The organism is Fuscovulum blasticum DSM 2131, from assembly GCF_003034965.1.
In the GTDB taxonomy this organism is placed as follows: domain Bacteria; phylum Pseudomonadota; class Alphaproteobacteria; order Rhodobacterales; family Rhodobacteraceae; genus Pseudogemmobacter; species Pseudogemmobacter blasticus.
In genome coordinates this window covers 37120-59365 of record NZ_PZKE01000012.1, presented here as the reverse complement: position 1 = coordinate 59365, position 22246 = coordinate 37120, and the positions used below count along the sequence as shown (strand labels likewise).

22 protein-coding genes are annotated in these 22246 nt (G+C 64.4%); 18 read left to right on the top strand and 4 right to left on the bottom strand.

Annotation, left to right across the window (positions count from 1 at the left end; all coding sequences use genetic code 11):
* Nucleotides 1–3 precede the first annotated feature (3 nt).
* Complete coding sequence (gene hemN, locus C5F44_RS12825; RefSeq protein WP_107673935.1) at nt 4–1359, bottom strand: oxygen-independent coproporphyrinogen III oxidase; 1356 nt, start codon at nt 1357–1359, stop codon at nt 4–6.
* A gap of 66 nt (nt 1360–1425) precedes the next feature.
* Between hemN and fnrL the strand changes: the two genes are divergently transcribed.
* Nucleotides 1426–2172, top strand: coding sequence for a transcriptional regulator FnrL (gene fnrL, locus C5F44_RS12820; RefSeq protein WP_107673934.1), 747 nt, complete (start codon nt 1426–1428; stop codon nt 2170–2172).
* 138 nt (nt 2173–2310) lie between these two features.
* Nucleotides 2311–3873, top strand: coding sequence for a trimethylamine methyltransferase family protein (locus tag C5F44_RS12815; RefSeq protein WP_107673933.1), 1563 nt, complete (start codon nt 2311–2313; stop codon nt 3871–3873).
* Nucleotides 3874–3954: 81 nt separating this feature from the next.
* On the opposite strand, the gene C5F44_RS12810 is transcribed toward C5F44_RS12815, so the two are convergent.
* Complete coding sequence (locus tag C5F44_RS12810) at nt 3955–4800, bottom strand: universal stress protein (RefSeq protein ID WP_107673932.1); 846 nt, start codon at nt 4798–4800, stop codon at nt 3955–3957.
* A 208-nt stretch (nt 4801–5008) separates the two neighbouring features.
* Between C5F44_RS12810 and ccoN the strand changes: the two genes are divergently transcribed.
* The 8 genes from ccoN to ccoS all read left to right on the top strand — a co-directional run bounded on the left by ccoN (nt 5009) and on the right by ccoS (nt 13053).
* Nucleotides 5009–6613, top strand: a complete 1605-nt coding sequence (gene ccoN / locus C5F44_RS12805) for a cytochrome-c oxidase, cbb3-type subunit I (RefSeq protein ID WP_107673931.1) — start codon at nt 5009–5011, stop codon at nt 6611–6613.
* Nucleotides 6614–6627: 14 nt separating this feature from the next.
* On the top strand, nt 6628–7377 hold the full coding sequence (gene ccoO / locus C5F44_RS12800) for a cytochrome-c oxidase, cbb3-type subunit II (protein WP_107673930.1): 750 nt from the start codon (nt 6628–6630) through the stop codon (nt 7375–7377).
* 13 nt (nt 7378–7390) lie between these two features.
* The gene (locus tag C5F44_RS12795) at nt 7391–7588 is read left to right on the top strand and encodes a cbb3-type cytochrome c oxidase subunit 3 (protein WP_107673929.1); all 198 of its coding nucleotides are present in this window, start codon (nt 7391–7393) and stop codon (nt 7586–7588) included.
* Nucleotide 7589: 1 nt separating this feature from the next.
* The gene (ccoP, locus tag C5F44_RS12790; protein ID WP_107673928.1) at nt 7590–8471 is read left to right on the top strand and encodes a cytochrome-c oxidase, cbb3-type subunit III; all 882 of its coding nucleotides are present in this window, start codon (nt 7590–7592) and stop codon (nt 8469–8471) included.
* A gap of 296 nt (nt 8472–8767) precedes the next feature.
* On the top strand, nt 8768–10201 hold the full coding sequence (gene ccoG, locus C5F44_RS12785) for a cytochrome c oxidase accessory protein CcoG (RefSeq protein ID WP_107673927.1): 1434 nt from the start codon (nt 8768–8770) through the stop codon (nt 10199–10201).
* 3 nt (nt 10202–10204) lie between these two features.
* Nucleotides 10205–10657 (top strand): FixH family protein, encoded by a 453-nt coding sequence (locus C5F44_RS12780; protein ID WP_107673926.1) that lies wholly within the window; start codon nt 10205–10207, stop codon nt 10655–10657.
* A gap of 3 nt (nt 10658–10660) precedes the next feature.
* Nucleotides 10661–12895, top strand: coding sequence for a heavy metal translocating P-type ATPase (locus C5F44_RS12775; RefSeq protein WP_107673925.1), 2235 nt, complete (start codon nt 10661–10663; stop codon nt 12893–12895).
* Nucleotides 12895–13053 (top strand): cbb3-type cytochrome oxidase assembly protein CcoS, encoded by a 159-nt coding sequence (gene ccoS, locus C5F44_RS12770; protein WP_107673924.1) that lies wholly within the window; start codon nt 12895–12897, stop codon nt 13051–13053. Before C5F44_RS12775 ends, ccoS begins: the two co-directional genes overlap by 1 nt.
* 5 nt (nt 13054–13058) lie before the next feature.
* Here ccoS and C5F44_RS12765 read toward each other — a convergent pair whose 3' ends face one another.
* Entirely contained in the window at nt 13059–13733 is a 675-nt protein-coding gene (locus tag C5F44_RS12765; RefSeq protein WP_107673923.1) for a fumarylacetoacetate hydrolase family protein, read from the bottom strand.
* Complete coding sequence (locus tag C5F44_RS12760) at nt 13733–15670, bottom strand: D-alanyl-D-alanine carboxypeptidase family protein (RefSeq protein ID WP_235822629.1); 1938 nt, start codon at nt 15668–15670, stop codon at nt 13733–13735. The genes C5F44_RS12765 and C5F44_RS12760 overlap by 1 nt, the downstream gene beginning before the upstream one ends.
* A 510-nt stretch (nt 15671–16180) precedes the next feature.
* Between C5F44_RS12760 and rplO the strand changes: the two genes are divergently transcribed.
* The 8 genes from rplO (at nt 16181) to C5F44_RS12720 (ending at nt 22210) form a co-directional block, all read left to right on the top strand.
* On the top strand, nt 16181–16648 hold the full coding sequence (gene rplO / locus C5F44_RS12755; RefSeq protein ID WP_107673921.1) for a 50S ribosomal protein L15: 468 nt from the start codon (nt 16181–16183) through the stop codon (nt 16646–16648).
* 106 nt (nt 16649–16754) lie between these two features.
* Nucleotides 16755–18113, top strand: coding sequence for a preprotein translocase subunit SecY (gene secY / locus C5F44_RS12750; protein ID WP_107673920.1), 1359 nt, complete (start codon nt 16755–16757; stop codon nt 18111–18113).
* A 4-nt stretch (nt 18114–18117) separates the two neighbouring features.
* Entirely contained in the window at nt 18118–18771 is a 654-nt protein-coding gene (locus C5F44_RS12745; RefSeq protein ID WP_107673919.1) for an adenylate kinase, read from the top strand.
* 182 nt (nt 18772–18953) lie between these two features.
* Entirely contained in the window at nt 18954–19322 is a 369-nt protein-coding gene (gene rpsM, locus C5F44_RS12740) for a 30S ribosomal protein S13 (RefSeq protein ID WP_107673918.1), read from the top strand.
* 15 nt (nt 19323–19337) lie between these two features.
* Nucleotides 19338–19739: a 30S ribosomal protein S11 gene (gene rpsK / locus C5F44_RS12735; RefSeq protein ID WP_107673917.1), complete on the top strand. Its 402-nt coding sequence runs from the start codon at nt 19338–19340 to the stop codon at nt 19737–19739.
* A gap of 118 nt (nt 19740–19857) precedes the next feature.
* On the top strand, nt 19858–20874 hold the full coding sequence (locus C5F44_RS12730; RefSeq protein WP_107673916.1) for a DNA-directed RNA polymerase subunit alpha: 1017 nt from the start codon (nt 19858–19860) through the stop codon (nt 20872–20874).
* Nucleotides 20875–21011: 137 nt separating this feature from the next.
* A complete protein-coding gene (rplQ, locus tag C5F44_RS12725; protein WP_107673915.1) occupies nt 21012–21425 on the top strand; it encodes a 50S ribosomal protein L17 in 414 nt (137 codons plus the stop codon).
* A gap of 173 nt (nt 21426–21598) precedes the next feature.
* Nucleotides 21599–22210, top strand: a complete 612-nt coding sequence (locus C5F44_RS12720; protein ID WP_107673914.1) for an autoinducer binding domain-containing protein — start codon at nt 21599–21601, stop codon at nt 22208–22210.
* The last annotated feature ends 36 nt before the right edge of the window (nt 22211–22246 follow it).

The window sequence follows — 22246 nt, the reverse complement described above, 5'->3', positions numbered from 1 at the left end:
CGGTCAGACGGCGGCCGAGTGCTGCGCCTTGGACTGGTCGTAGGCGTCGAAGGCGCGGGCGACCATGCGGGTCAGCGGCTTGGCGCGGTCAGGGATGATCAGCGCGCCATTCTCGATCTTCAGCATGTCTTCAAAGCCCGAGGCGGCGGTGCGGAACAGGCTGTCCACATAGGCCGGGGTCACGCCATAGTCGCGCACCAGTTCGGCCCGGTCGACGCGGAAATCGCACATCAGGGCCTCGATGATGCGGGCGCGCATCAGGTCTTCGCCCGCGAAGGCGTGGCCGCGGTGGGTCGAGAAACGTCCGTCGCGGATGGCCTTGGTGTGGTCAGACGTGCCCGAGGCGTTTTGCGCATAGCCCTGCGGGAAGCGGCTGATCGACGAGGCGCCCAGCCCGATCAGGGCGGGGGCGGTGTCGTCGGTATAGCCCTGGAAGTTGCGCCGCAGCTTGCCGGCCTTGAGCGCCACCGCCAGCCCGTCATCGGGGCGGGCGAAGTGGTCGATGCCGATTTCTTCATACCCGTCCCAGAGGAACAGCTTCGAGGCCGTCTCGAACAGCTTGAGCCGCTCTTCCGGCGAAGGCATCGCTTCCGAGGGAATCATCTGCTGGCGACGGCTCATCCATGGCACATGGGCATAGCCGTAAAGCGCCACCCGGTCGGGCGACAGGGTCAGCAGCTTCTGGACCGAATCGGCGATGCGGATGCCGGTCTGGTGCGGCAGGCCGTAAAGCAGGTCGCAGTTCAGGCTGGTCACGCCGCGATCCCGGATCTTTTCCGCAACTTCGCGGGTGATCTCATAGGTCTGGTCGCGACCGATGGCCTTCTGGATTTCAAGGTCGAAGTCCTGCACCCCGATCGAGGCGCGGTTCATCCCCGAGGCCACCAGCGCGTCAAGGCGGGCATCGTCCACCTCGTTCGGGTCGATCTCGACCGAGAATTCGCCGCCCTCGGCCATGGGGGCCACGGCAAAGACCGCATCGGCCAGCGCCCGCATCTCATCGGGCGGCAGCATGGTGGGGGTTCCGCCCCCCCAATGCAGCCGCGAAAGCGTGACGCCGCGCGGCAGATGCCGCGCCAGCAGCGCGATTTCGGCCTTCAGGGTCTGGGCATAGGCGATGACGGGGTCATCGGACGATGTGCCCTGGGTGCGGCAGGCGCAGAACCAGCACAGGCGCCGGCAGAACGGCACATGCAGGTAAAGCGAGATTCGGGCACCTTCCGGGATCGCTTCGATCCAGGAGGTGAAATCGCCGGGGCCAATCGACGTGCCGAATTGCGGTGCCGTAGGGTACGACGTGTACCGGGGCACCCGCGCGTCAAAAAGACCGAGGCGCGTGAGTTGCGCATCTGTTGTCATAAGGTTACTCTTAGTTGCGTCGGGGGGTGGCAGCCTTGATACAGATCAATCGTTGAAAGGCCCGGCATGTCACTGCATGATCTTCCGGCGGTGCATCAGGAATGTGGTGATTGCCCGATCCGCCATCGTGCCGTCTGCGCGCGTTGCGAATCCGATGAACTCGCCCGGCTGGAGCAGATAAAGTATTATCGCAGCTATCAATCCGGCCAGACAATCATCTGGTCAGGCGACCGGATGGACTTTGTCGCCTCGGTCGTGACCGGGATCGCAACCCTGACCCAGACCATGGAAGATGGCCGCCGGCAGATGGTTGGCCTGCTGCTTCCGTCTGATTTTGTCGGCCGACCGGGACGAAATAGCGCAGCCTATGATGTGACCGCCACCACCGATGTGGTGATGTGCTGCTTCCGCAAGCGCCCCTTCGAAGAGATGATGTCGCAGACGCCGCATATCGCGCATCGCTTGCTTGAGATGACGCTGGACGAACTGGATGCCGCGCGCGAATGGATGCTGCTGCTGGGCCGCAAGACCGCGCGCGAGAAGATTGCCTCTCTGGTGGCGATCATCGCCCGCCGCGACGCCTCGCTGTCGCTGCGCCGCTCGAAGGGCGAGATGGTCGTTGACCTGCCGCTGACGCGCGAAGAAATGGCCGATTACCTGGGCCTGACGCTGGAAACCGTCAGCCGCCAGATCAGCGCGCTGAAGCGCGACGGGGTCATCAGCCTGGAAGGCAAGCGCCACGTCACCATTCCCGATTTCGACCGCCTGCTGGAAGAGGCGGGCGACGATACCGATGGCGGGCTGCTGATCTGACGGCCGCCGCGCCGGCGCGATACAGCTCCGTTGACGCATTTCATTGTCCTGCTAACGTCTGCGTTGAGCTGAAGTCGGCAGGCAGTCAGCCTAATCGGTGTGTGCCATGAGCAACCTTGTCCCGGGGGGAAGGCAGCCATGGAACACACACAGCCCGACAGAACCGGCAAGCGCAGCCGCGTGACGCGCGCCAGCCATCCCGCCACCGCCTTCCGTCAGGAACCGCCGGGATTTGCCCGCGCGGTCTTCGGTTTCCTCTCGGATGCCGAGGTCGAGGGGCTGAAGGCCCGGGTCGAGGACATCCTGGCCGATTACGGCGTGGCGATCCTGCATCCCCAGGCGCATGAAAGGCTGCTTGCCGCCGGCGCGCAGCCGGGGCGCGATGCCAACCGCATCCGCCTGCCACGCGGCCTGATCCGAGAGGCGATGGCGGCAACGCCCAAGGCTGTTCGTCTGGGCGGGCGCGAGTCGCGGTTCGACATCGACCTGCCGCGCGCCGACAAGGGCTTCATTCTGCGGACGGGCACCGGCGCGCATGGCTATGTGAACCCGCGCGACGCCAGCTATCGCAACATGGATCTCGAGGCGGTGAACGAAATCGCCGCCGTGGCCAATACGCTGGAGGAGGTGGGGTTCATTGCCCACCCCTTCGTGCATGGGGTGCCGGAAAAGACCGCCGACATTCACAGTTTCGGACGGCTGGTCAGCCGCACCGCCAAGCATGTCTGGATGCAGCCCTACCAGTGGGAAAACGTCGATTACCTGATGAAGATCGCGGCCATTGCCGCCGGGGGTGAGGCGGCCCTGCGCGCCAACCCGATCACCAGTTGCATCACCTGTTCCTTCACGCCGCTGGAGTTCAAGTTCATGGACACGCAGGTGATCCTGAAGGCGGGGGAATATGGCGTGCCGCTTCATGCCTGCAGCCTGCCCTCTGCGGGCGGCACGGCGCCGCTTTCCGTGGCCAGCATGGCGATCATGGCCGCGGCCGAGATCGTGGGCATGACCGTCATGGCGCATATCCTGGCGCCCGGAACCCCGGTGATCGCCACGCCGCTGATGTTCACGCTGGACATGCGGACGGGATCGGCCTTGCAGTCCTGCGTCGAAAGCCTGCAGGCGGCCAGTTTCTCGGTCCAGCTTCTCAAGCGCGGCTGGGGTCTGGTGGCGCATACCTACGGATCAGGCTCTGACACGCCGGATGTCGATGTGCAGGGCATGGCCGAACGCGCGCTGCTGGCGCAGGTGGTGGCGCTGGCGGGGGCCGATATTCTGGGCGGCATCGGGCAACTGGAATGTGCCACGGTGTTCAGCCCGGTTCAGGCGGTTCTGGACAATGAAATCGGCGCGATGATGCGCCGTTTCATCCGCAAGCCTTCCCTGGAAGCCGAGGCGCTGAACTGGGACGAGATGATGCAGGTCCGCACCGGCGGGCACTTTCTTGACTCTGCACATACCATCGCGACCTGCCGCGACCAATTGTCGCCCCGGGTGTTCCGGCGGCAGGGGCGGGACGATTACGAAAGGTCCGGTCGCCGCACCGCCTTTGACGAGGCGCGCGAGGCGGCGTTGACCGCCATTGCCACGGCGCCCGAGGCGGGCGTGCTGTCGGAAGAGCAGAACCGAGAGATCGCCGCCCTGGCCGCCCATGCCGATGTGCATATCGTGGCCGCCTATGCCGGCGCGGTGTCGGTGATCTGAGGGCTTTGCCTGCCCTGGTCCGCCGCCCGGTTGCTGCGCAGGGCGGCGGATCGGTTCATTCTGCCAAGCCGTTCCCGGCCGTCAGTGGGCCATGAAGACCGGCACTTCGGTCTGTTCCAGCATATTCCGCGTCGCGCCACCCAGAATGGCCTCGCGGAAGCGGGAATGGCCATAGGCGCCCATCACCAGCAGATCGGCGTTGATGTCGCGGCAATGCCGCGCCAGCACGTCCGAAATGCGGGGCAGGGTGCGGGCCAGAACCTGCACCTCGGCCTTGACGCCGTGGCGCGTCAGCAACTGGCACAGAAGACCGCCCGGGTCAGACCGTTCCGGCCCGTGCGCCGGCGGGTCGATCACCGTGATCGTCACCATTTCGGCCCGTTTCAGGAACGGCAACGCCCGGCGCGCGGCAACCATCGCCTCGCGGCTCTGGTTCCAGGCCAGCGCGATCCGCTTGGGTTCGGCGGAGGTCAGGCCCTTTTCCGGCACCACCAGCACCGGCGCCATACCTTCGAACATGGCCGCCTCGATCACCGCCTCGGCTTCCGGTCCCTGCGTCTTGCCATAGGGTTTGGGCAGCACCACCAGATCGGCATAGCGGGCGCGGGTGGCGACCAGATCGGTCAGTGCGCCCATCTGCGACACGGCCGATTCCACGGACCAGCGCAGTTCGGGCCCCTGCGCGGCCATGCCCGATTTGAGCGTGGTCTCGATCTGGCGCGCCTCTTCCTCGGCCCGTTCCATCGCGACCTGAAGGATCACGGCGCCCGAGCCGACATAGGAATAGCCGACCTGCGTGCGGTCGACCCCAAGACCGAGGGCATCGAGATGCGCATCCATCTTGCGGGCGATCAGGCCGGCAGCCTCGACAGCGCGCGCGGCGGTGTCGGGGGAAGCGGCGATGGTCAGTATTGATTTGTAGGCCATGGTTGCCTCCTGCGGTTGATCTGTGCAGTATTTATTTCGGTATCGGACGCTCTACGTTGACCGAGGTCAAGCCTGTCAATCGGGTTTGTTGATGCAGATCAAGGCGGGTCTTGTGCCGGGCCAGCACAAGCGGAACAGTCTATAAGACCGCCGTGGAATGAGTCGAAACTTGTCTCACGGATGAAAAAAAGAGACGAAGGGACGCAAAATGTGGGATTACGTCAAGCTGATCGCGCTTGGCGCTATCGCGGTTCTTGCCGCGATTGCAGCAAACTACGCGCGCGATCTGGCCTATATGGTCAACGCGATCGAAGTCATGCTCGTCTCTGCCATCGCCTTTGTGGTGGTGCTGCGGGGAACCGGGGATGCCAAGGTGGCGAACTCGGGCGAATACATGGACGGCCTGATCCGGGCCGGCGTGGCGCTGACCGCCTTCTGGGGAGTCGTGGGCTTCCTGGTGGGGGTGGTCATTGCCAGCCAACTGGCCTGGCCCTGGCTCAACTTTGAAGTTCTTCAGGGGATCGGCAACTTCGGCCGTCTGCGGCCCCTGCACACCAGCGCGGTGATCTTCGCCTTCGGTGGAACCGCCCTGATCACCACCTCGTTCTATGTGGTGCAGCGGACCAGCGCCGCGCGCCTTTTCGGGGGCGGTCTGGCCACCTTCGTGTTCTGGGGCTGGCAGACGGTGATCCTTCTGGCGGCCACCAGCTATGTGCTGGGCGGGTCGCAAGGCAAGGAATACGCCGAACCGGCCTGGCACATCGACCTTCTGATCACGGTGGTCTGGGTGGCCTATCTGGTGGTCTTCGCCGGCACGATCATGAAGCGCAAGGAACCCCACATCTATGTGGCCAACTGGTTCTACCTGTCCTTCATCATCACCATCGCGATGCTTCACCTGGTGAACAACATGGCGATCCCGGTCTCGATCTTCGGTAGCCAGTCGGTGCAGGTCACCAGCGGCGTGCAGGATGCGATGATCCAGTGGTGGTATGGCCACAACGCGGTGGGCTTCTTCCTGACCGCCGGCTTCCTGGGCATGATGTACTACTTCGTGCCTAAGCAGGCCGAACGTCCCGTCTTCAGCTACAAGCTGTCGATCATCCACTTCTGGGCCCTGATCTTCCTCTACATCTGGGCCGGCCCGCACCACCTGCACTACACCGCGCTGCCTGACTGGGCCGGTACGCTGGGCATGGTGTTCTCGATCATCCTGTGGATGCCGTCCTGGGGTGGCATGATCAACGGCCTGATGACGCTGTCGGGCGCCTGGGACAAGCTGCGCACCGACCCGATCATCCGCATGATGGTGGTGTCGATCGGCTTCTACGGCATGTCCACCTTCGAAGGCCCGATGATGTCGATCAAGGCTGTGAACAGCCTGTCGCACTATACCGACTGGACCATCGGTCACGTCCACTCCGGCGCGCTTGGCTGGAACGGCATGATCACCTTCGGTGCGCTCTACTTCCTGACTCCGCGCCTGTGGAACCGGGAAAGCCTCTACTCCCTGAAACTGGTCAGCTGGCACTTCTGGCTCGCGACCATCGGGATCGTCCTCTATGCCTCGGCCATGTGGGTCACCGGCATCATGGAAGGCCTGATGTGGCGTGAAGTGGATGCGAACGGGTTCCTTGTGAACGCCTTCGCCGACACCGTGGCTGCGAAGTATCCGATGTATGTGGTGCGCGCCCTGGGCGGCGTCATGTACCTGACCGGGGCCATCATCATGGCCTATAACCTGTGGATGACCGTCAAGGCACAACCGGCGAAGGCCCCGGTGAATGCCAACAACGCCATCCCGGCCGAATAAGGGAGGGGAGTGACATGGCTTTCCTTGATAAACACAAGGCGATTGAAACGCACGCCACGCTGCTGATGGTCCTGGCCTTTCTGGTCGTGACCATCGGGGGGGCGGTGCAGATCCTGCCGCTGTTCTATCTTGAGAACACGATCGAGAAGGTGGACGGGATGCGTCCCTACACCCCCCTCGAACTGGCCGGGCGTGACATCTACATCCGCGAAGGCTGCTACGTCTGCCACAGCCAGATGATCCGCCCGATGCGCGACGAAGGCGTGCGCTACGGCCACTACTCGCTGGCGGCGGAATCGATGTATGACCATCCGTTCCAGTGGGGCTCCAAGCGCACCGGGCCGGATCTGGCCCGCGTCGGTGGTCGCTACTCGGACGAATGGCATCAGGATCACTTCACCTATGCCAAGGCCGTGGTGCCGGAATCGGTGATGCCGCCCTACGGTTTCCTGTTCAACAAGGTGATCGACGGCAAGTACATCGCCGACGTGATGGCCACGCACCGCATGGTGGGCGTGCCCTATACCGATGCGATGATGGAAAATGCGCTGGCTGACTTCCTGGCGCAGGCCGATCCGAACGCCGACAGCTCGGGTCTGCAGGAACGCTACGGCTCTGCCGCGATCAAGGGCGGCAAGGACGTGAACGTGCGCAACTTCGACGGCCAGCCGCAACTGACCGAAGCCGATGCGCTGATCGCCTATATCCAGGTTCTGGGCACGATGGTCGACTTCTCGACCTTCACCCCGGACCCGGCTCGCTGATGGGGAGGGACGGATGGAAACCTATTCGTTCCTGAGGGAACTTGCCGATAGCTGGGGTCTCCTGGCGATGACGGCGATGTTCCTTGGCATCGTTGTCTGGGTCTTCCGGCCCGGTGCCCGCAAGGTGCAGGACGATGCCGCCAACTCGATCTTCCGCAACGACAAGCGTCCTGCGGAAGCCGACAAACCCCACCAGGCCAAGGAGGCGTGACATGTGCGCCAAGAAAGTGACAAAGGCCGCCCCCGGGCAGGTGGAAACCACCGGCCATTCCTGGGACGGCATCGAAGAGTACAACAATCCGCTGCCGCGCTGGTGGGTCTGGATCCTGTATGCTTGCATCGTGTGGGGCATCGGCTATACCATCGCCTATCCGGCTTGGCCGCTGATCAGCGGCGCGACCCAGGGCCTGCTCGGCCAGGACTCGCGGATCGACAGCCAGAAGGAATATGCCGAGTGGGATGCCAAGAACGGCCCGATCAAGGCAAAGCTGATCGCGACCGATCTGAACGCCATCAAGGATGACCCGGATCTGTCGGCCTATGCCGAACGCGCCGGGGCGGCCGTCTTCCGCACCAACTGCGCGCAATGCCACGGCGCAGGCGCGGCCGGTGTGCAGTCGCTGGGGTATCCCAATCTGCTGGACGACGACTGGCTTTGGGGCGGCACGATGGAAGACATCCATACGACCGTGACCCACGGCATCCGCAACACCACCGATCCCGAAGCCCGCTATTCCGAAATGCCGAAATGGGGCGTGGACGAACTGCTGGACGCGACGCAGATCGGCGACGTGGTGGAATATGTCCTCCAAATCTCGGGGCAGGAGCATGATGCGGCCAAAGCCGAAGCCGGCAAGACCGTCTTCGTCGAAAACTGCGCAAGCTGCCATACCGAGGCCGGCACTGGCGACCGCACGCAAGGCGCGCCGAACCTGACCGATGCGGTCTGGCTGTACGGTGGGTCGCGTGAGGCGGTGCATCAGTCGGTGTTCTACGCGCGCTTCGGCGTGATGCCGAACTGGAACGCCCGTCTGTCGGAAGACGACATTCGCGCCGTGTCCTACTATGTGCACAGCCGCGGCGGCGGCGAGTGACATAAACCTTTTCCCCGGCGGTGCCAGCCACCGCCGGAGACTGGCACCGGCGGCCCTTCCTGTTCGCGCGTTCACGGGGTGCCGGTGTCTTATCCATCTGGCTGGGCCGCGTCACAGCCGCGGCCTTTTCTTCATCGGGCGGTATGACCGCCATCGCCTGCGGCAAATGCGCCCGCCTCCGCCCGCCCGCTGGATAATCCGCATCTTTGATGGGATTTTGATGCAGGTCAAAGTGGCCTTTTCTCAGCCGACCCATACCACGGTGAGAAACATATTCATGAATCCGGAGATGTTCCGTGTCCACCCCAGATACCAATCCGCCCAGCCTCTACGCCGCGCGTGAGCCAATCTTCCCGCGGCGGGTCTATGGCAAGTTCCGCACCCTGAAGTGGTGGCTCCTGGCGGTGATGCTGGGCATCTACTATGTGCTCCCGTGGATTCGCTGGGACCGTGGCCCCAGCCTGCCCGATCAGGCGGTGCTGCTGGATCTGGGTAACCGCCGCTTCTTCTTCTTCATGATCGAGATCTGGCCGCACGAGTTCTATTTCGTCGCCGGCTTGCTGATCATGGCTGGCCTTGGCCTGTTCCTGTTCACCTCGGCCGCGGGCCGCATCTGGTGCGGCTATGCCTGCCCGCAAACCGTTTGGACTGACCTTTACATCCTGGTCGAACGCTGGATCGAAGGCGATCGCAACGCGCGCATCCGCCTGCACCGTCAGGCCTGGAACGGCGAAAAGATCCGCAAGCGGGCGATCAAATGGACCGTCTGGTTCCTGATCGGCCTCGCCACCGGCGGCGCATGGGTGTTCTACTTCACCGATGCGCCCACGCTGATGCACAATCTTCTGACAGGGCAGGCCCACCCCATCGCCTATACGACGATGCTGATCCTGGCCGCGACGACCTTTGTCTTCGCCGGTTTCGCCCGCGAACAGATGTGCATCTACGCCTGCCCCTGGCCGCGCATCCAGGCCGCGATGATGGATGAGGACACCATCACCATCGCCTATCGCGAGTGGCGGGGCGAGCCGCGCGGCAAGCAGGATGTGGCCGGCAACGGCGACTGCATCGACTGCATGGCCTGCGTGAACGTCTGCCCGATGGGGATCGACATCCGCAACGGCCAGCAACTGGCCTGCATCACCTGCGGCCTGTGCATCGACGCCTGCAACGACATGATGGACAAGATCGGCAAGCCGCGCGGCCTGATCGGCTATCTTGCGCTGACCGACGAAAAGGCCGAGCGCGAGGGCAAGACGCCGAAAAGCGTCTGGAGCCATGTATTCCGCCCGCGCACCATCCTTTACACCCTGCTTTGGGGCGGGGTCGGCGTGGGGCTGGTGGTCGCGCTGTTCCTGCGCAGCGAAATTGACGTGAACATCACCCCGGTCCGCAACCCGACCTATGTGATGCTGTCCGATGGCGCGATCCGCAACGCCTATGACATCCGGCTGCGCAACAAGCATGGCGAAGAGCGCTGGTATGACATTTCGGTGACCTCGGCCGAACCGCTGGACGTTGCCGTAGAGGGAACGCAGGATCTGCGCATCAAGGTGCCGGCCAACGAAACCTATGAGGCGCGGTTCTATCTGACCGCTCCCGCAGGCAGCCCGGCCGCCAAGACGGGCCGCAGCGAAGTGACGGTCTGGATCGCAGACGAGGGAACCGCGGCCCAACCCGGAAAAGAACGGGTCGCAAAAGAGACCGTGTTCAACGGCAAGGAGGACTGAGCCATGGCAGAACTGACCGGACGCCATGTGCTGGCGATCACCGTGGGGGCTTTCGGCATCATCATCGCCGTGAATCTGGTGATGGCTTGGAAGGCCATCTCCACCTTCCCGGGGCTGGATGTGCAGAACTCTTACGTCGCCAGCCAGGAGTTCAACGCCAAGCGGGATGCCCAGGTGGCCCTGGGCTGGACCATGACCCCGGTCTATGACCGTGGCCGCATGACGATTGCCTTCACCGACGCCGCCGGAAACCCGGTCGAGGTCAAGGCGCTGGACGTGCTGGTCGGCCGCACCACCGAAGCCAAGGACGACGTGACCCCCGCCTTTACCTATGTCGCGGGGCTGTACGAGGCCGAAGTCGCGCTGAACCGTGGCGTCTGGCTGGTGCGGGTCAATGCCACCGCCAAGGATGGCACGGCCTTTGAACAAAGGGTGCAACTTCAGGTGAAGGGCTAAGCCATGGCCGTGGCCGAGGGGCGGATCGAGGCTGACACCGGAAGCACGGCCGAAGTTTCGGGCGGGCTGTCGGCCTGCCCGGCCTGCGTGGCCGCCCCGTCAGCAGAACGCATCGCGGCCTCGGCCGCGGCGGCAGGCCACGCGCGGCTGATGCTGTCGGTGCCGGCCGCCCATTGCGCGGCCTGCATTTCCACGGTCGAACATGCCGCCGAAGCGGTGCCCGGTGTCCGGTCTGCGCGGCTGAACCTGTCGCTCCGGCGGCTGTCCGTGGATGCCGACCCGCAGGTGACCGTGCCGCAGATGATCGAGGTGCTGCGGTCCGTGGGCTATGAGGCGCACGAACTGGACCCCGGCCTTCTGTCAACCACCGAAACCGACAGGCAGGCCCGTGATCTGCTGATGCGGCTGGGGGTGGCTTTCTTCAGCATGATGAACGTCATGCTGCTATCCGTCGCCGTCTGGTCGGGCGCCGAAGGTGTGACCCGCGACCTGTTCCACTGGATTTCCGCGGCCATCGCGTTGCCCACGGTGGTGTTCTCGGGGCAGCCCTTCTTCAAGTCGGCCTGGGCTTCGTTGCGGGTCGGGCGGCTGGGCATGGATGTGCCGATCAGCCTGGCCCTGATCCTGGCCTCGTCCATCTCGTTGTTCGAGACCATCTATTCCGGCCATCACGCCTATTTCGATGCGGCCGTGATGCTGTGCTTCTTTCTGCTTCTGGGCCGCTATCTTGACCACCGCACCCGTGCCATCGCCCGGTCGGCGGCGCAGGAACTGGCCGCGCTGGAAGTGCCGCGCGCCATCGTGCTGATCGACGGGGCCGAGGTGCCCAAGCCGATTGCCGAGGTTGCCGCCGGCGATCTGGTTCTGGTGCGTCCCGGCGGCCGGATGCCGGTGGACGGGATCGTGGTCGAGGGCACCTCTGAGGTGGACCGCAGTGTTCTGACCGGGGAAAGCCTGCCCGTCTGGGCGGGCGAGGGCAGCGCCGTCAGCGCGGGCGAGGTCAACCTGACCGGCCCGCTGACCTTGCGTGTTACCGCCGCGGGCAAGGATTCCAGCCTGCACCGCATGGCCGATCTGGTGGCCGTCGCCGAAAGCGCCAAGACCCGCTACACCAGCCTCGCCGAACGGGCTTCGGCGCTGTATTCGCCGCTGGTGCATCTCTTGTCCTTTTCCGCCTTCGGCTTTTGGATGTGGAAGACGGGCGGCGACCTGCGCTATTCCATCAATATCTCGGCTGCGGTTCTGATCATCACCTGCCCCTGCGCGCTGGGGCTGGCGGTTCCCGCCGTGGTCACGGCGGCCAGCGGCCGGCTGTTCCGCAAGGGTCTGCTGATCAAGCAGGGCAATGCGCTGGAACGTCTGGCGGAGGTGGACACGGTCTGCTTCGACAAGACCGGCACCCTGACCCTTGGCACGCCCGAGGCCACCAATCTGGCCGATCATCCTGATACCGCGACCGAAGTCGCGCTGGCGCTGGCCGGGGCCTCGTCCCACCCGCTGGCGCTGGCGCTGGCCGAAGCGGCGCGGGCGCGCGGCCTGAAACCCGCCCGCGTGGACCAGATCCGCGAAGTGCCCGGCTATGGCATCGAAGGCGAATGGAAGGGTCGCAAGGTTCGCCTTGGCCGGGCTGAATGGTGCAATGGCGAAGGCCTGCCGGTGACCGCCACCTATCTTTGCACCGGCGAAGGTGAAAAGCCCCGCGCCTATACCTTTGCCGACCGCCTGCGCCCCGGTGCGGCCGAGGTGATGGCCGCGCTCAAGGCGCAGGGGCGCAGGGTCATTCTGCTGTCCGGCGATACCGAGGCGGCGGTGGCCGCGCTGGCCGGCCGTCTGGGCATTGCCGAATGGCAATCCGCCATGCTGCCCGCCGAAAAGGCCGCCCGGATTGCCGCGCTGTCGGCCGATGGGGCCAAGGTTCTGATGGTGGGTGACGGGCTGAACGACACCGCCGCGCTGGCCGCCGCCCATGTCTCGATCAGCCCCGCCACCGCGCTGGATGCGGCCCGCGTGGCATCAGACATCGTGCTGTTGGGGCAGGACATGGCCCCCATCGCCGATGCGCTGCGCATCAGCCGTCAGGCGGTGCGCCGGATGGTCGAGAATTTCATGATCTCGGGCGGCTACAACGTGGTGGCGGTGCCGCTGGCCCTGATCGGCAGCGCCACGCCGCTGGCCGCGGCCCTGGCGATGTCGCTGTCCTCGATCACGGTCTCGCTCAACGCCTTGAGGCTGAAGTAATGGAAATTCTGGGCATCCTGATCCCTGTGTCGCTGTTTCTGGGCGGCATCGGCCTTGTGGCCTTTGTCTGGGCGATGCGGCACCGCCAGTTCGACGATATGGAAGGCGATGCCAACCGCATCCTGACCAAGGACTGGGACGACAAGCCCCGGCCCTGAGCCGGTCAGCCGATGGTGACAACCGCAGGCGCCAGCCCGTCGATTTCCACGCTGAAGCTGTCGCCGCGCTGCATCGCGCCCACGCCGGCGGGCGTGCCGGTAAAGATCAGGTCGCCGGGCGCCAGAGTCACCAGCCGCGACAGATGCGCGATCACCCCCGCCACCGGCCAGATCATGTCGGACAGCTTCGCCTCTTGCCGGACCGTGCCGTTCAGCAGGCCGCGGATGTGCCCCTCGGGCACCGGCCCGCGCCGCAGCGGCCCGACAATGGCCGAAGCGTCGAATCCCTTGGACATGTCCCAGGGCCGCCGCATCGCCTTGGCTTCGGCCTGCAGGTCGCGGCGGGTCAGGTCATTGCCGGCGGCACAGCCCCAGACCAGCGCCAGCGCCGCCGCCTCCGGCACGTCCGCCCCGCCACCGCCCAGGGCAACAACCAGCTCGGCCTCGTAATGAAGATCGGCGGTCGCGGGCGGGTAGGGTAGCGTCGATCCGCTGTCCACCACCGCATCGGCCGGCTTCAGAAAGAAGAACGGCGGGTCGCGGTCGGGATCATTGCCGAACTCGCGGGCGTGTTCGGCATAGTTGCGGCCCACGCAATAGATGCGCCGCACGGCGAAACGGTCGTCCGACCCTGCGATGGCCACCGACGGCGGGGCCGGCGGCGGCAGCACGAATCCCATCAGCCCGGACCCATCGCTTCACATTCCATGCCCCGGGCGCGCAGCCGGCGGCAGGCCAGATCGGCCTGATCCTCGGTCAGCCCCAGAAACGAGGCCCGCCAGGCGCCGCCCTTCTGGGTGGTCTTCTTCAGGCCACCTTTCAGCGTGGCGCTTTCGGCCAGGGCGGTTTTCATCAGCGCCCGCTCCGCCTCGGCGCGCGAGGTGAAGGCGCCGACGTTCACACCCCAATGCGCCCCGCCCGAGGTGGATTTGGCAATCACCACCAGATCGGCATCGGCTTCCGCCTCGGTCTGGGCCGGTTCGGCGGCCGCCACCTGCACCGGATCGAAGATCGGCGCCTTGCGGGTGACCGGCGCTTCGGTTGTTTCGGGCAGGTCGCTGGCGCGGGCGGAAACCGTTTCGACAGCGGTCACCTTGGCGGCGGGCATCGCGGGCGCCGGGGCCACCGCTGCCAGCTCAACCGGCGCCGGCGCGGCGTCGGCCATGGGCACGACCTGTTCCAGAACGGTTTCGGCCTCGGCCACAACCTCTGCCTCGGGCTGGGCTGCCGGGGCTGCCGCCAGTTTCTCGGGGCGGGCCTGCGGCCGCACGGTCGGCAGGGCCGGTTCGGCAACGGCAGCCGGGGCTGCGGCCAGCGCCGCCGCCTGAGCCTCAAGCGTGCCTTCGGCAGGGGCGGGGGTTTCGGCAGGCGCCGCGCCCGCAGCCAAGGCTGCGGCCTGCGCCTCGAGCGTGCCCGCAGCCGGGGCAGGGGCGGCGGGGGCCGGGGGCACTTCAGCCAGTGCAACCGCGGTGTCTTCGGCGTCAAGATCCGGGGCTGCACCGTCTTCGGCTGCAACAGCCAGGGCTTGTGCCTGTGCGTCCAGCGTTCCTTCGGGGGCCGAGGTCGCCTCGGCCAGCGCGCTTGCCACGCTTGCGGCAATGGCGGCCGAAACCGAATCGGGCACTTCGGGTGCCGGGGGTTCGGGCGCCGGTTCGGCGGCGGCCATGGCCACGCCCGCATCGGTGTTGCCCGCGCCTGGCCGCGCCTTCGGACGGACCGACCGGATCACTTCGCCCGAAACACGAATGGTCTTGGCGGCGCCGCCTTCGACATCGGGTTCGTCAATCGCCGGATTGGCCGTGGCCACCAGCGCATCCGCCGGCACGGGGGCCGCTTCCGGCGCCTTCTCGCGCACGTTGCCCTTGGCCATGCCAAAGCCCATGTTCATCAGCTCAACCATCTTGGCATTGCGCTGCGCGGTCGAGGTGCCGCCGAAGATGGTGGCAATGATGCGCTTGTTGCCGCGCTTGGCGCTGGCGGTCAGGTTGAAGCCGGCGGCGCCGGTATAGCCGGTCTTGATGCCGTCGGCGCCTTCGTAGCCGTCCAGAAAACGGCTGTTCGTGTTGGTCACCGTGGCAAGGCCCGCATCGGCGGTGCGGCGCGAGAAGATGCCATAATACTGCGGGAAATCATAGAACAGATGCCGGCCAAGCACGTTCATGTCGCGGGCCGTGGACAGGTGGCCGTCGGCGGTCAGGCCGTTGGGGTTCTTGAAGGTGGTATTCTTCATCCCCAGCGCGCGGGCCGTCTTGGTCATCCGCTTGGCAAAGGCCGCCTGCGACCCGCCGATGTGTTCGCCAATCGCCATGGCGGCATCGTTGGCCGACTTGATGGCCGCGGCGCGGATCAGGTAGCGCATGGCGATCTTCTGTCCGGCCTTCAGCCCCAGCCGCGACGGCGGCTGTGCCGCCGCATTCTTGGAAACGGTGACCATGGTGTCCAGCGACAGCCGGCCCGCCTCGATTTCCTGGAACGCGATATACAGCGTCATCATCTTGGTCAGCGAGGCCGGGTGCAGCCTCGTGTCGGCGTTTTTTGCGTAAAGCGTTTCCCCGGTGCGCGCATCCATCACGATGGCGGCATAGGGGGCCGCGCTGACCGGCATTGCCAAGGGCATCGCCAGAAGCGCCACGAAAATAGAAAGGATGCGGAGTCCCCGCCCGATCAGCGATACCACGTCGCCTATCCCTTTGCCTGTATCGGGCCCCTGTTGGCGGGGCCTCATTTCTGCCGACACTCACGCTAGCACAGGGATGCTGTGTGGAAAACCCGTATTTTCCAAGGGGTTTGCGCGAGTAGCTCATCTTGTGGCGGGGAAGCAGCACTTTGCTGACCGGCCGGGAAAATATAGCGGAAAGCCGCCTGCAAACCGCTATCCCTAGGGCACGTTTTCGGGGCGCCTTTTCCGGCAGCGACTGTGATTTCCCTTGCAACCTGCGCGAAAGGCAGGCATCCGCCGCGCACGGCAACCGGGCCACCCACCGCCGGACACCTCAACTTGCTTGCCTGACGGGGGCCAAGGGTGTAAGGGCCCGCGGTGGCCCGAAAGGGCTGCGAGAATCAACAAGAAATGCCGAGTTGGCTCCATCCGTCGCAGGCGGGGCCCTTCCGGCCAAGGAGATGCGACATGAAACTGAATGAACTTCGTGACAACGAAGGTGCTGCCCGCAAGAAGAAGCGCGTCGCGCGCGGCCCGGGTTCGGGCAAGGGCAAGACCGCCGGCCGCGGGATCAAGGGTCAGAAGTCCCGTTCGGGCGTGGCTCTGGGTGGCTACGAAGGCGGCCAGATGCCGCTGTACCGCCGCCTGCCGAAGCGCGGCTTCACCAAGCCGAACCGTCTGGACTTTGCCGTCGTGAACCTTGGCCTGATCGAGAAGTTCATCGCCGCCGGCAAGCTGAACGCCAAGGAAGAGATCACTGAAGACGCACTGGTTGCGGCCGGCCTCACCTCGGACAAGCGCGACGGCATCCGTATTCTCGCAAAGGGCGAGATCAAGACCAAGATCACCCTCAAGGTCACCGGCGCCTCGGCCTCTGCCATCGAAGCGGTCAAGGCCGCGGGCGGCAGCATCACGGTTGCGGCTTCCGCTGAATAAGAGGTTGTGAGCGGCGCTTGCGTCGCTTACATCATCCCCAGTTTTCCAGCGCGCCGCCGGACCGGAAAACGGTTCCGGCGGCGTTGTCCATGCAAAAGGGCACCTTATGGCATCCGCCGCAGAACAGATGGCAGCGAACCTCTCCTGGGGCACGCTTGGCAAGGCAACCGATCTTCGCAGCCGGATCTTCTTCACGATCGGACTTCTGATCGTCTATCGGCTTGGCACCTATATCCCGGTTCCGGGCATCGACGGCGATGCGCTGCGCGAGTTCATGCAGAAGGCCGGTCAGGGCATCGGCGGCATGTTGAACATGTTCACCGGCGGCGCGATCAGCCGGATGGGTATCTTCGCGCTGGGGATCATGCCCTATATCAGCGCCTCGATCATCGTGCAGCTTCTGGGCACCATGTACGGCCCGTGGCAGCAACTGAAGAAAGAGGGTGAGCAGGGGCGCAAGAAGCTGAACCAGTACACCCGTTATGGCACGGTGGCGCTGGCGATCTTCCAGTCCTACGGCATTGCCATGTCGATCCAGGCCGGCGATCTGGCCCATACGCCCGGGCTGTTCTTCACGCTTTCCTGCGTGATCACCCTGGTCGGCGGCACGATGTTCCTGATGTGGCTGGGCGAACAGATCACCAGCCGCGGTATCGGCAACGGCATCTCGCTGATCATCTTCGTCGGCATCGTTGCGGAAATTCCGCGCGCCATCGCGCAGTTCCTGGCGCAGGGCCGGTCGGGCGCATTGTCCACGCCGGTGATCCTTGGGATCATCCTGATGGTCATCGCCGTGATCACCTTCGTCGTGTTCATGGAACGCGCGCTGCGCAAGATCCATATCCAGTATCCCCGCCGTCAGGTGGGCATGAAGGTCTATGATGGCGGCTCGTCGCATCTGCCGATCAAGGTCAATCCGGCGGGCGTCATCCCGGCGATCTTTGCCTCGTCCATCCTTCTGCTGCCGACCACGCTCAGCACCTTCTCGGGGCAGGGCACCAATCCGGTCCTGTCGTTCATCAGCGCCTATCTGGGCTATGGGCAGCCGCTTCATCTGGTTTTCCTGGCCGCGCTGATCGTGTTCTTCAGCTACTTCTACACCACGAACGTCAGCTTCAAGACCGATGAGGTGGCCGAGAACCTGAAGACACAAGGCGGTTTCATTCCCGGTATCCGTCCCGGCAAGAAGACCGAGGAATACCTGGAATATGTGGTTGACCGTATTCTTGTGCTGGGGTCGGCCTATCTGGCGGCGGTCTGTCTTCTGCCCGAGATCCTGATTTCCAAGGTTGGTGTGCCGTTCTACTTTGGCGGGACTTCGGTGCTGATCGTGGTGTCGGTGACGATGGACACGATCAACCAGGTGCAGTCGCATCTGCTGGCCCACCAGTATGAAGCCCTGATCGAGAAATCGCAGCTTCGCGGCAAACGCCGTGGGGCCGCCAAAGCCCCCGCCCGTCGCTGACACCATGGCCAAGAACATCATCCTTCTTGGCCCGCCGGGCGCGGGCAAGGGCACGCAGGCAAAGCGTCTGGAAGAGACGCGGCAGATGGTGCAGCTTTCGACCGGCGACATGCTGCGCGACGCCATGGCCAGCGGCACCGAAATGGGCAAGCGCGTCGCCGCGATCATGGACCGCGGCGAGCTGGTCACCGACGAGGTGGTCATCGGCCTGATCCAGGAAAAGCTGGAGAAGGGTGCCGGGGGCGGTTTCATCTTCGACGGCTTTCCCCGCACGCTGAAGCAGGCCGATGCGCTGGAGGCCTTGCTGGCGCAGATCGGCCAGAAGCTGGATGCCGTGATCGAGATGCAGGTCGATGATACCGCGCTGGTCCGCCGGATCACCGGGCGCTATACCTGCGGCACCTGCGGCGCCGTTTATCATGACGACACCCGGCCGACCAAGGTGCCCGGCACCTGTGACGTCTGTGGCGGGCATCAGATGAAGCGCCGCGCCGACGACACCGAAGAGGCGCTGAAAACCCGCCTGATGGAATACTACAAGAAAACCTCGCCGCTGATTGGCTACTATTATGCTAAGGGGCAGCTTTGCCCGGTCGACGGCCTGGCAGAAATGGACGCTGTTGCAGCGGCCATTGCGAAAGTTCTTGACAAGGCTTGAAAATGCCGCCTGTCGCCCTTGACGGGCGTGGCAAAAGCCCATATTGCACGGCGTCCCGATGCGGAATCGCCCGTGTCGTGGTTTCCCGTTCGCGGGAAGATCGTTGTCCGGGGCGGCTGTGCCCGGGGCGGTTGTGAAAAAAGGTTCTGGCAGGACGGAACCGCAACGAAAGGAAAGACGGCGTGGCACGTATCGCTGGCGTCAATATCCCCACCCAGAAGCGGGTTCCGATCGCGCTTCAGTACATCACCGGCATCGGTGCCCACAGCGCCGAGGCGATCTGCGCCGCGCTGAACATCGACCGCGCCCGCCGCGTGAACCAGCTGACCGACGCCGAAGTGCTGTCGATCCGCGAATACATCGACGCGAACCTCACCGTCGAAGGCGACCTGCGCCGTGAAGTCAGCATGAACATCAAGCGGCTGATGGACCTGGGCTGCTACCGTGGTCTGCGCCACCGCAAGGGCCTGCCGGTCCGCGGTCAGCGCACCCATACGAACGCCCGCACCCGCAAGGGCCCGGCGAAACCCATCGCTGGCAAGAAGAAATAAGAGGAGCGCGAGACAATGGCACGTGATCCCAAGGCCGCCGCCGCGCGCACCAAGCGCAAGGAACGCAAGAACATCGCCACGGGTGTGGCGCATGTGAACAGCTCGTTCAACAACACCAAAATCCTGATCTCTGACGTGCAGGGCAACGCCATCTCGTGGTCGTCCGCTGGCACGATGGGCTTCAAGGGCAGCCGCAAGTCGACGCCCTATGCCGCCCAGATGGCCGCCGAAGACGCCGGCCGCAAGGCGCAGGAACATGGTGTGAAGACGCTGGAAGTTGAAGTGCAGGGCCCCGGTTCGGGCCGTGAATCGGCGCTGCGTGCGCTGGCTGCCGTCGGCTTCCAGATCACCTCGATTCGCGATGTGACGCCGCTGGCGCACAACGGCTGCCGTCCGCCGAAGCGCCGTCGCGTCTGACGTATTGGAAATACTGCCGGGCCATGCGTTTCGCGTGGCCCGGTTCACGTTTTGAAAGACCCTCGGGCGCCCCACCCCATCGGACCATGGGGGTGCAGGCAGGAATGGAGGCTAGTCCATGATCCACAAGAATTGGCAGGAACTGATCAAGCCGACGCAGCTTGTCGTCAAGGCGGGGGCAGACCCGGCACGGGTCGCCACCGTGATCGCCGAACCGCTGGAACGCGGCTTCGGTCTGACGCTGGGCAATGCGCTGCGTCGTGTGCTGCTCAGCTCGCTGCAGGGCGCGGCCATCACCAGCGTGCAGATCGACAACGTGCTGCACGAATTCTCGTCGGTGGCGGGCGTCCGTGAGGATGTGACCGACATCGTCCTGAACCTGAAGGGCGTGGCGCTGAAGATGGATGTCGAGGGGCCGAAGCGCCTGTCGATCTCGGCCAAGGGGCCGGGCGTCGTGACTGCCGCCGCGATTTCGGAATCGAACGGGATCGAGGTTCTGAACAAGGACCATGTGATCTGCCACCTTGATGAGGGTGCGGATGTGTTCATGGAACTGACGGTTTCGACCGGCAAGGGCTATGTCTCGGCCGACAAGAACCGCCCGGAAGATGCGCCGATCGGCCTGATCCCGATCGACGCGATCTATTCGCCGGTGAAGAAGGTCAGCTACGAAGTGCAGCCCACCCGTGAGGGCCAGGTGCTGGACTATGACAAGCTGACGATGAAGGTGGAAACCGACGGCAGCCTGACGCCCGAGGATGCCGTGGCCTATGCCGCGCGTATCCTGCAGGATCAGCTCTCGATCTTCGTCAACTTCGAAGAACCCGAGTCGGCCAAGGCCGGCGAAGTGGATGCGGGTCTGGAGTTCAACCCGCTGCTGCTGAAGAAGGTGGACGAGCTGGAGCTTTCGGTCCGTTCGGCCAACTGCCTGAAGAACGACAACATCGTCTATATCGGCGACCTGATCCAGAAGACCGAAGCCGAGATGCTGCGCACCCCGAACTTCGGCCGCAAGTCTCTGAACGAGATCAAGGAAGTGCTCTCGGGCATGGGTCTGCACCTTGGCATGGATGTCGAGGACTGGCCGCCGGAGAACATCGAGGATCTGGCGAAGCGTTTCGAAGACCAGTTCTGAGCTTTCGGGGTGCGCGTCAGCGCACCCCATTCGACAAATGCCCGGATCTGCCGGGGAAAACATGGCGAAAGCCCAAGGTGAGCGGGTCAATCGTAGGCCCTGCCGGACAAAGCAAAACGCGCGAATAGGAGATTTCCATGCGTCACTCTAGCGGCTACCGCAAACTGAACCGCACCCACGAACACCGCAAGGCGATGTTCGCCAACATGGCCGGCTCGCTGATCGAGCACGAGCAGATCAAGACCACCCTGCCGAAGGCCAAGGAACTGCGTCCGATCATCGAAAAGCTGGTCACCCTGGCCAAGCGCGGTGATCTGCACGCCCGCCGTCAGGCCGCGGCGCAACTGAAGCAGGACCAGTATGTCGAGCGTCTGTTCGCCATTCTCGGCCCGCGCTACAAGGACCGTCAGGGCGGCTATGTGCGCGTGCTGAAAGCCGGCTTCCGCTATGGCGACATGGCCCCGATGGCGATCATCGAATTCGTTGATCGCGACACCAGCGCCAAGGGCGCGGCGGATCTGACCCGCCTTGAGGCGCAAGACGCCGAATAAGGCATTTCACCCGAAAGATGCAAAAGCCCGCTTTCCCGGCGGGCTTTTTTCTGTTTGTAACGCAGGGCAAGCGTGGCGTCGGCCGGCAGGTCGGGCAAATTTTCTTGATATCGTAACTCCCGCGGTGACAATCAATCACAGGTAGAATCGCGGGATTCTGGAAGTGGTGCAGAATGTCCGAGCGGAAGGTCGTAAGCGTTTTGTTGGATGAGCTCGAACAGCTTGCTCCCATGGGGTATTCGGTCGGATTGCATATCCGGTTTGCCACGCCGATGGTCTACAAAAGCTCATATCCGGCGCGTTGGGTCGAACACTACAACCTTCATTCCTATTACTTGCGCGACCCGCTTGTGTTCTGGGGCATCGGTGTCGAGGGAACGACGCGATGGAGCTCGATCCCCTTGCCGGACCCGTTTGGTGTGTTGAAAAAGGCCGCGGCTCATGGGCTCAGCTACGGCGCGGTCTCTTCTTATGGTCCGATCACCTCGCGGTCCATTGTGGGTGTCGCCCGCGCCGATCGCGAGTTCACCGATGACGAGCTTGAAACCCTGCGAGAGCTGACCATTCAGCTCCATGTTGCCGCCAAGCCGCCATCGGACCTGTCGAAGGCCCAGATCGAGGCGCTGAAATGCGTCGCGGACGGGGATCGGCACTCGGCAGCGGCGGAAAAGCTCGGGATCACGGAAAGCGCCTTCAAGGCGCGCCTCCAGTCGGCGCGAACGCGGCTTGAGGCGCGCACCACGTCGGAGGCCATCCGTAAGGCACGGGAGTACAGACTGCTCTGACCGGGGCCGTTCCCCTTCAAAGGTTTACCCACCCAC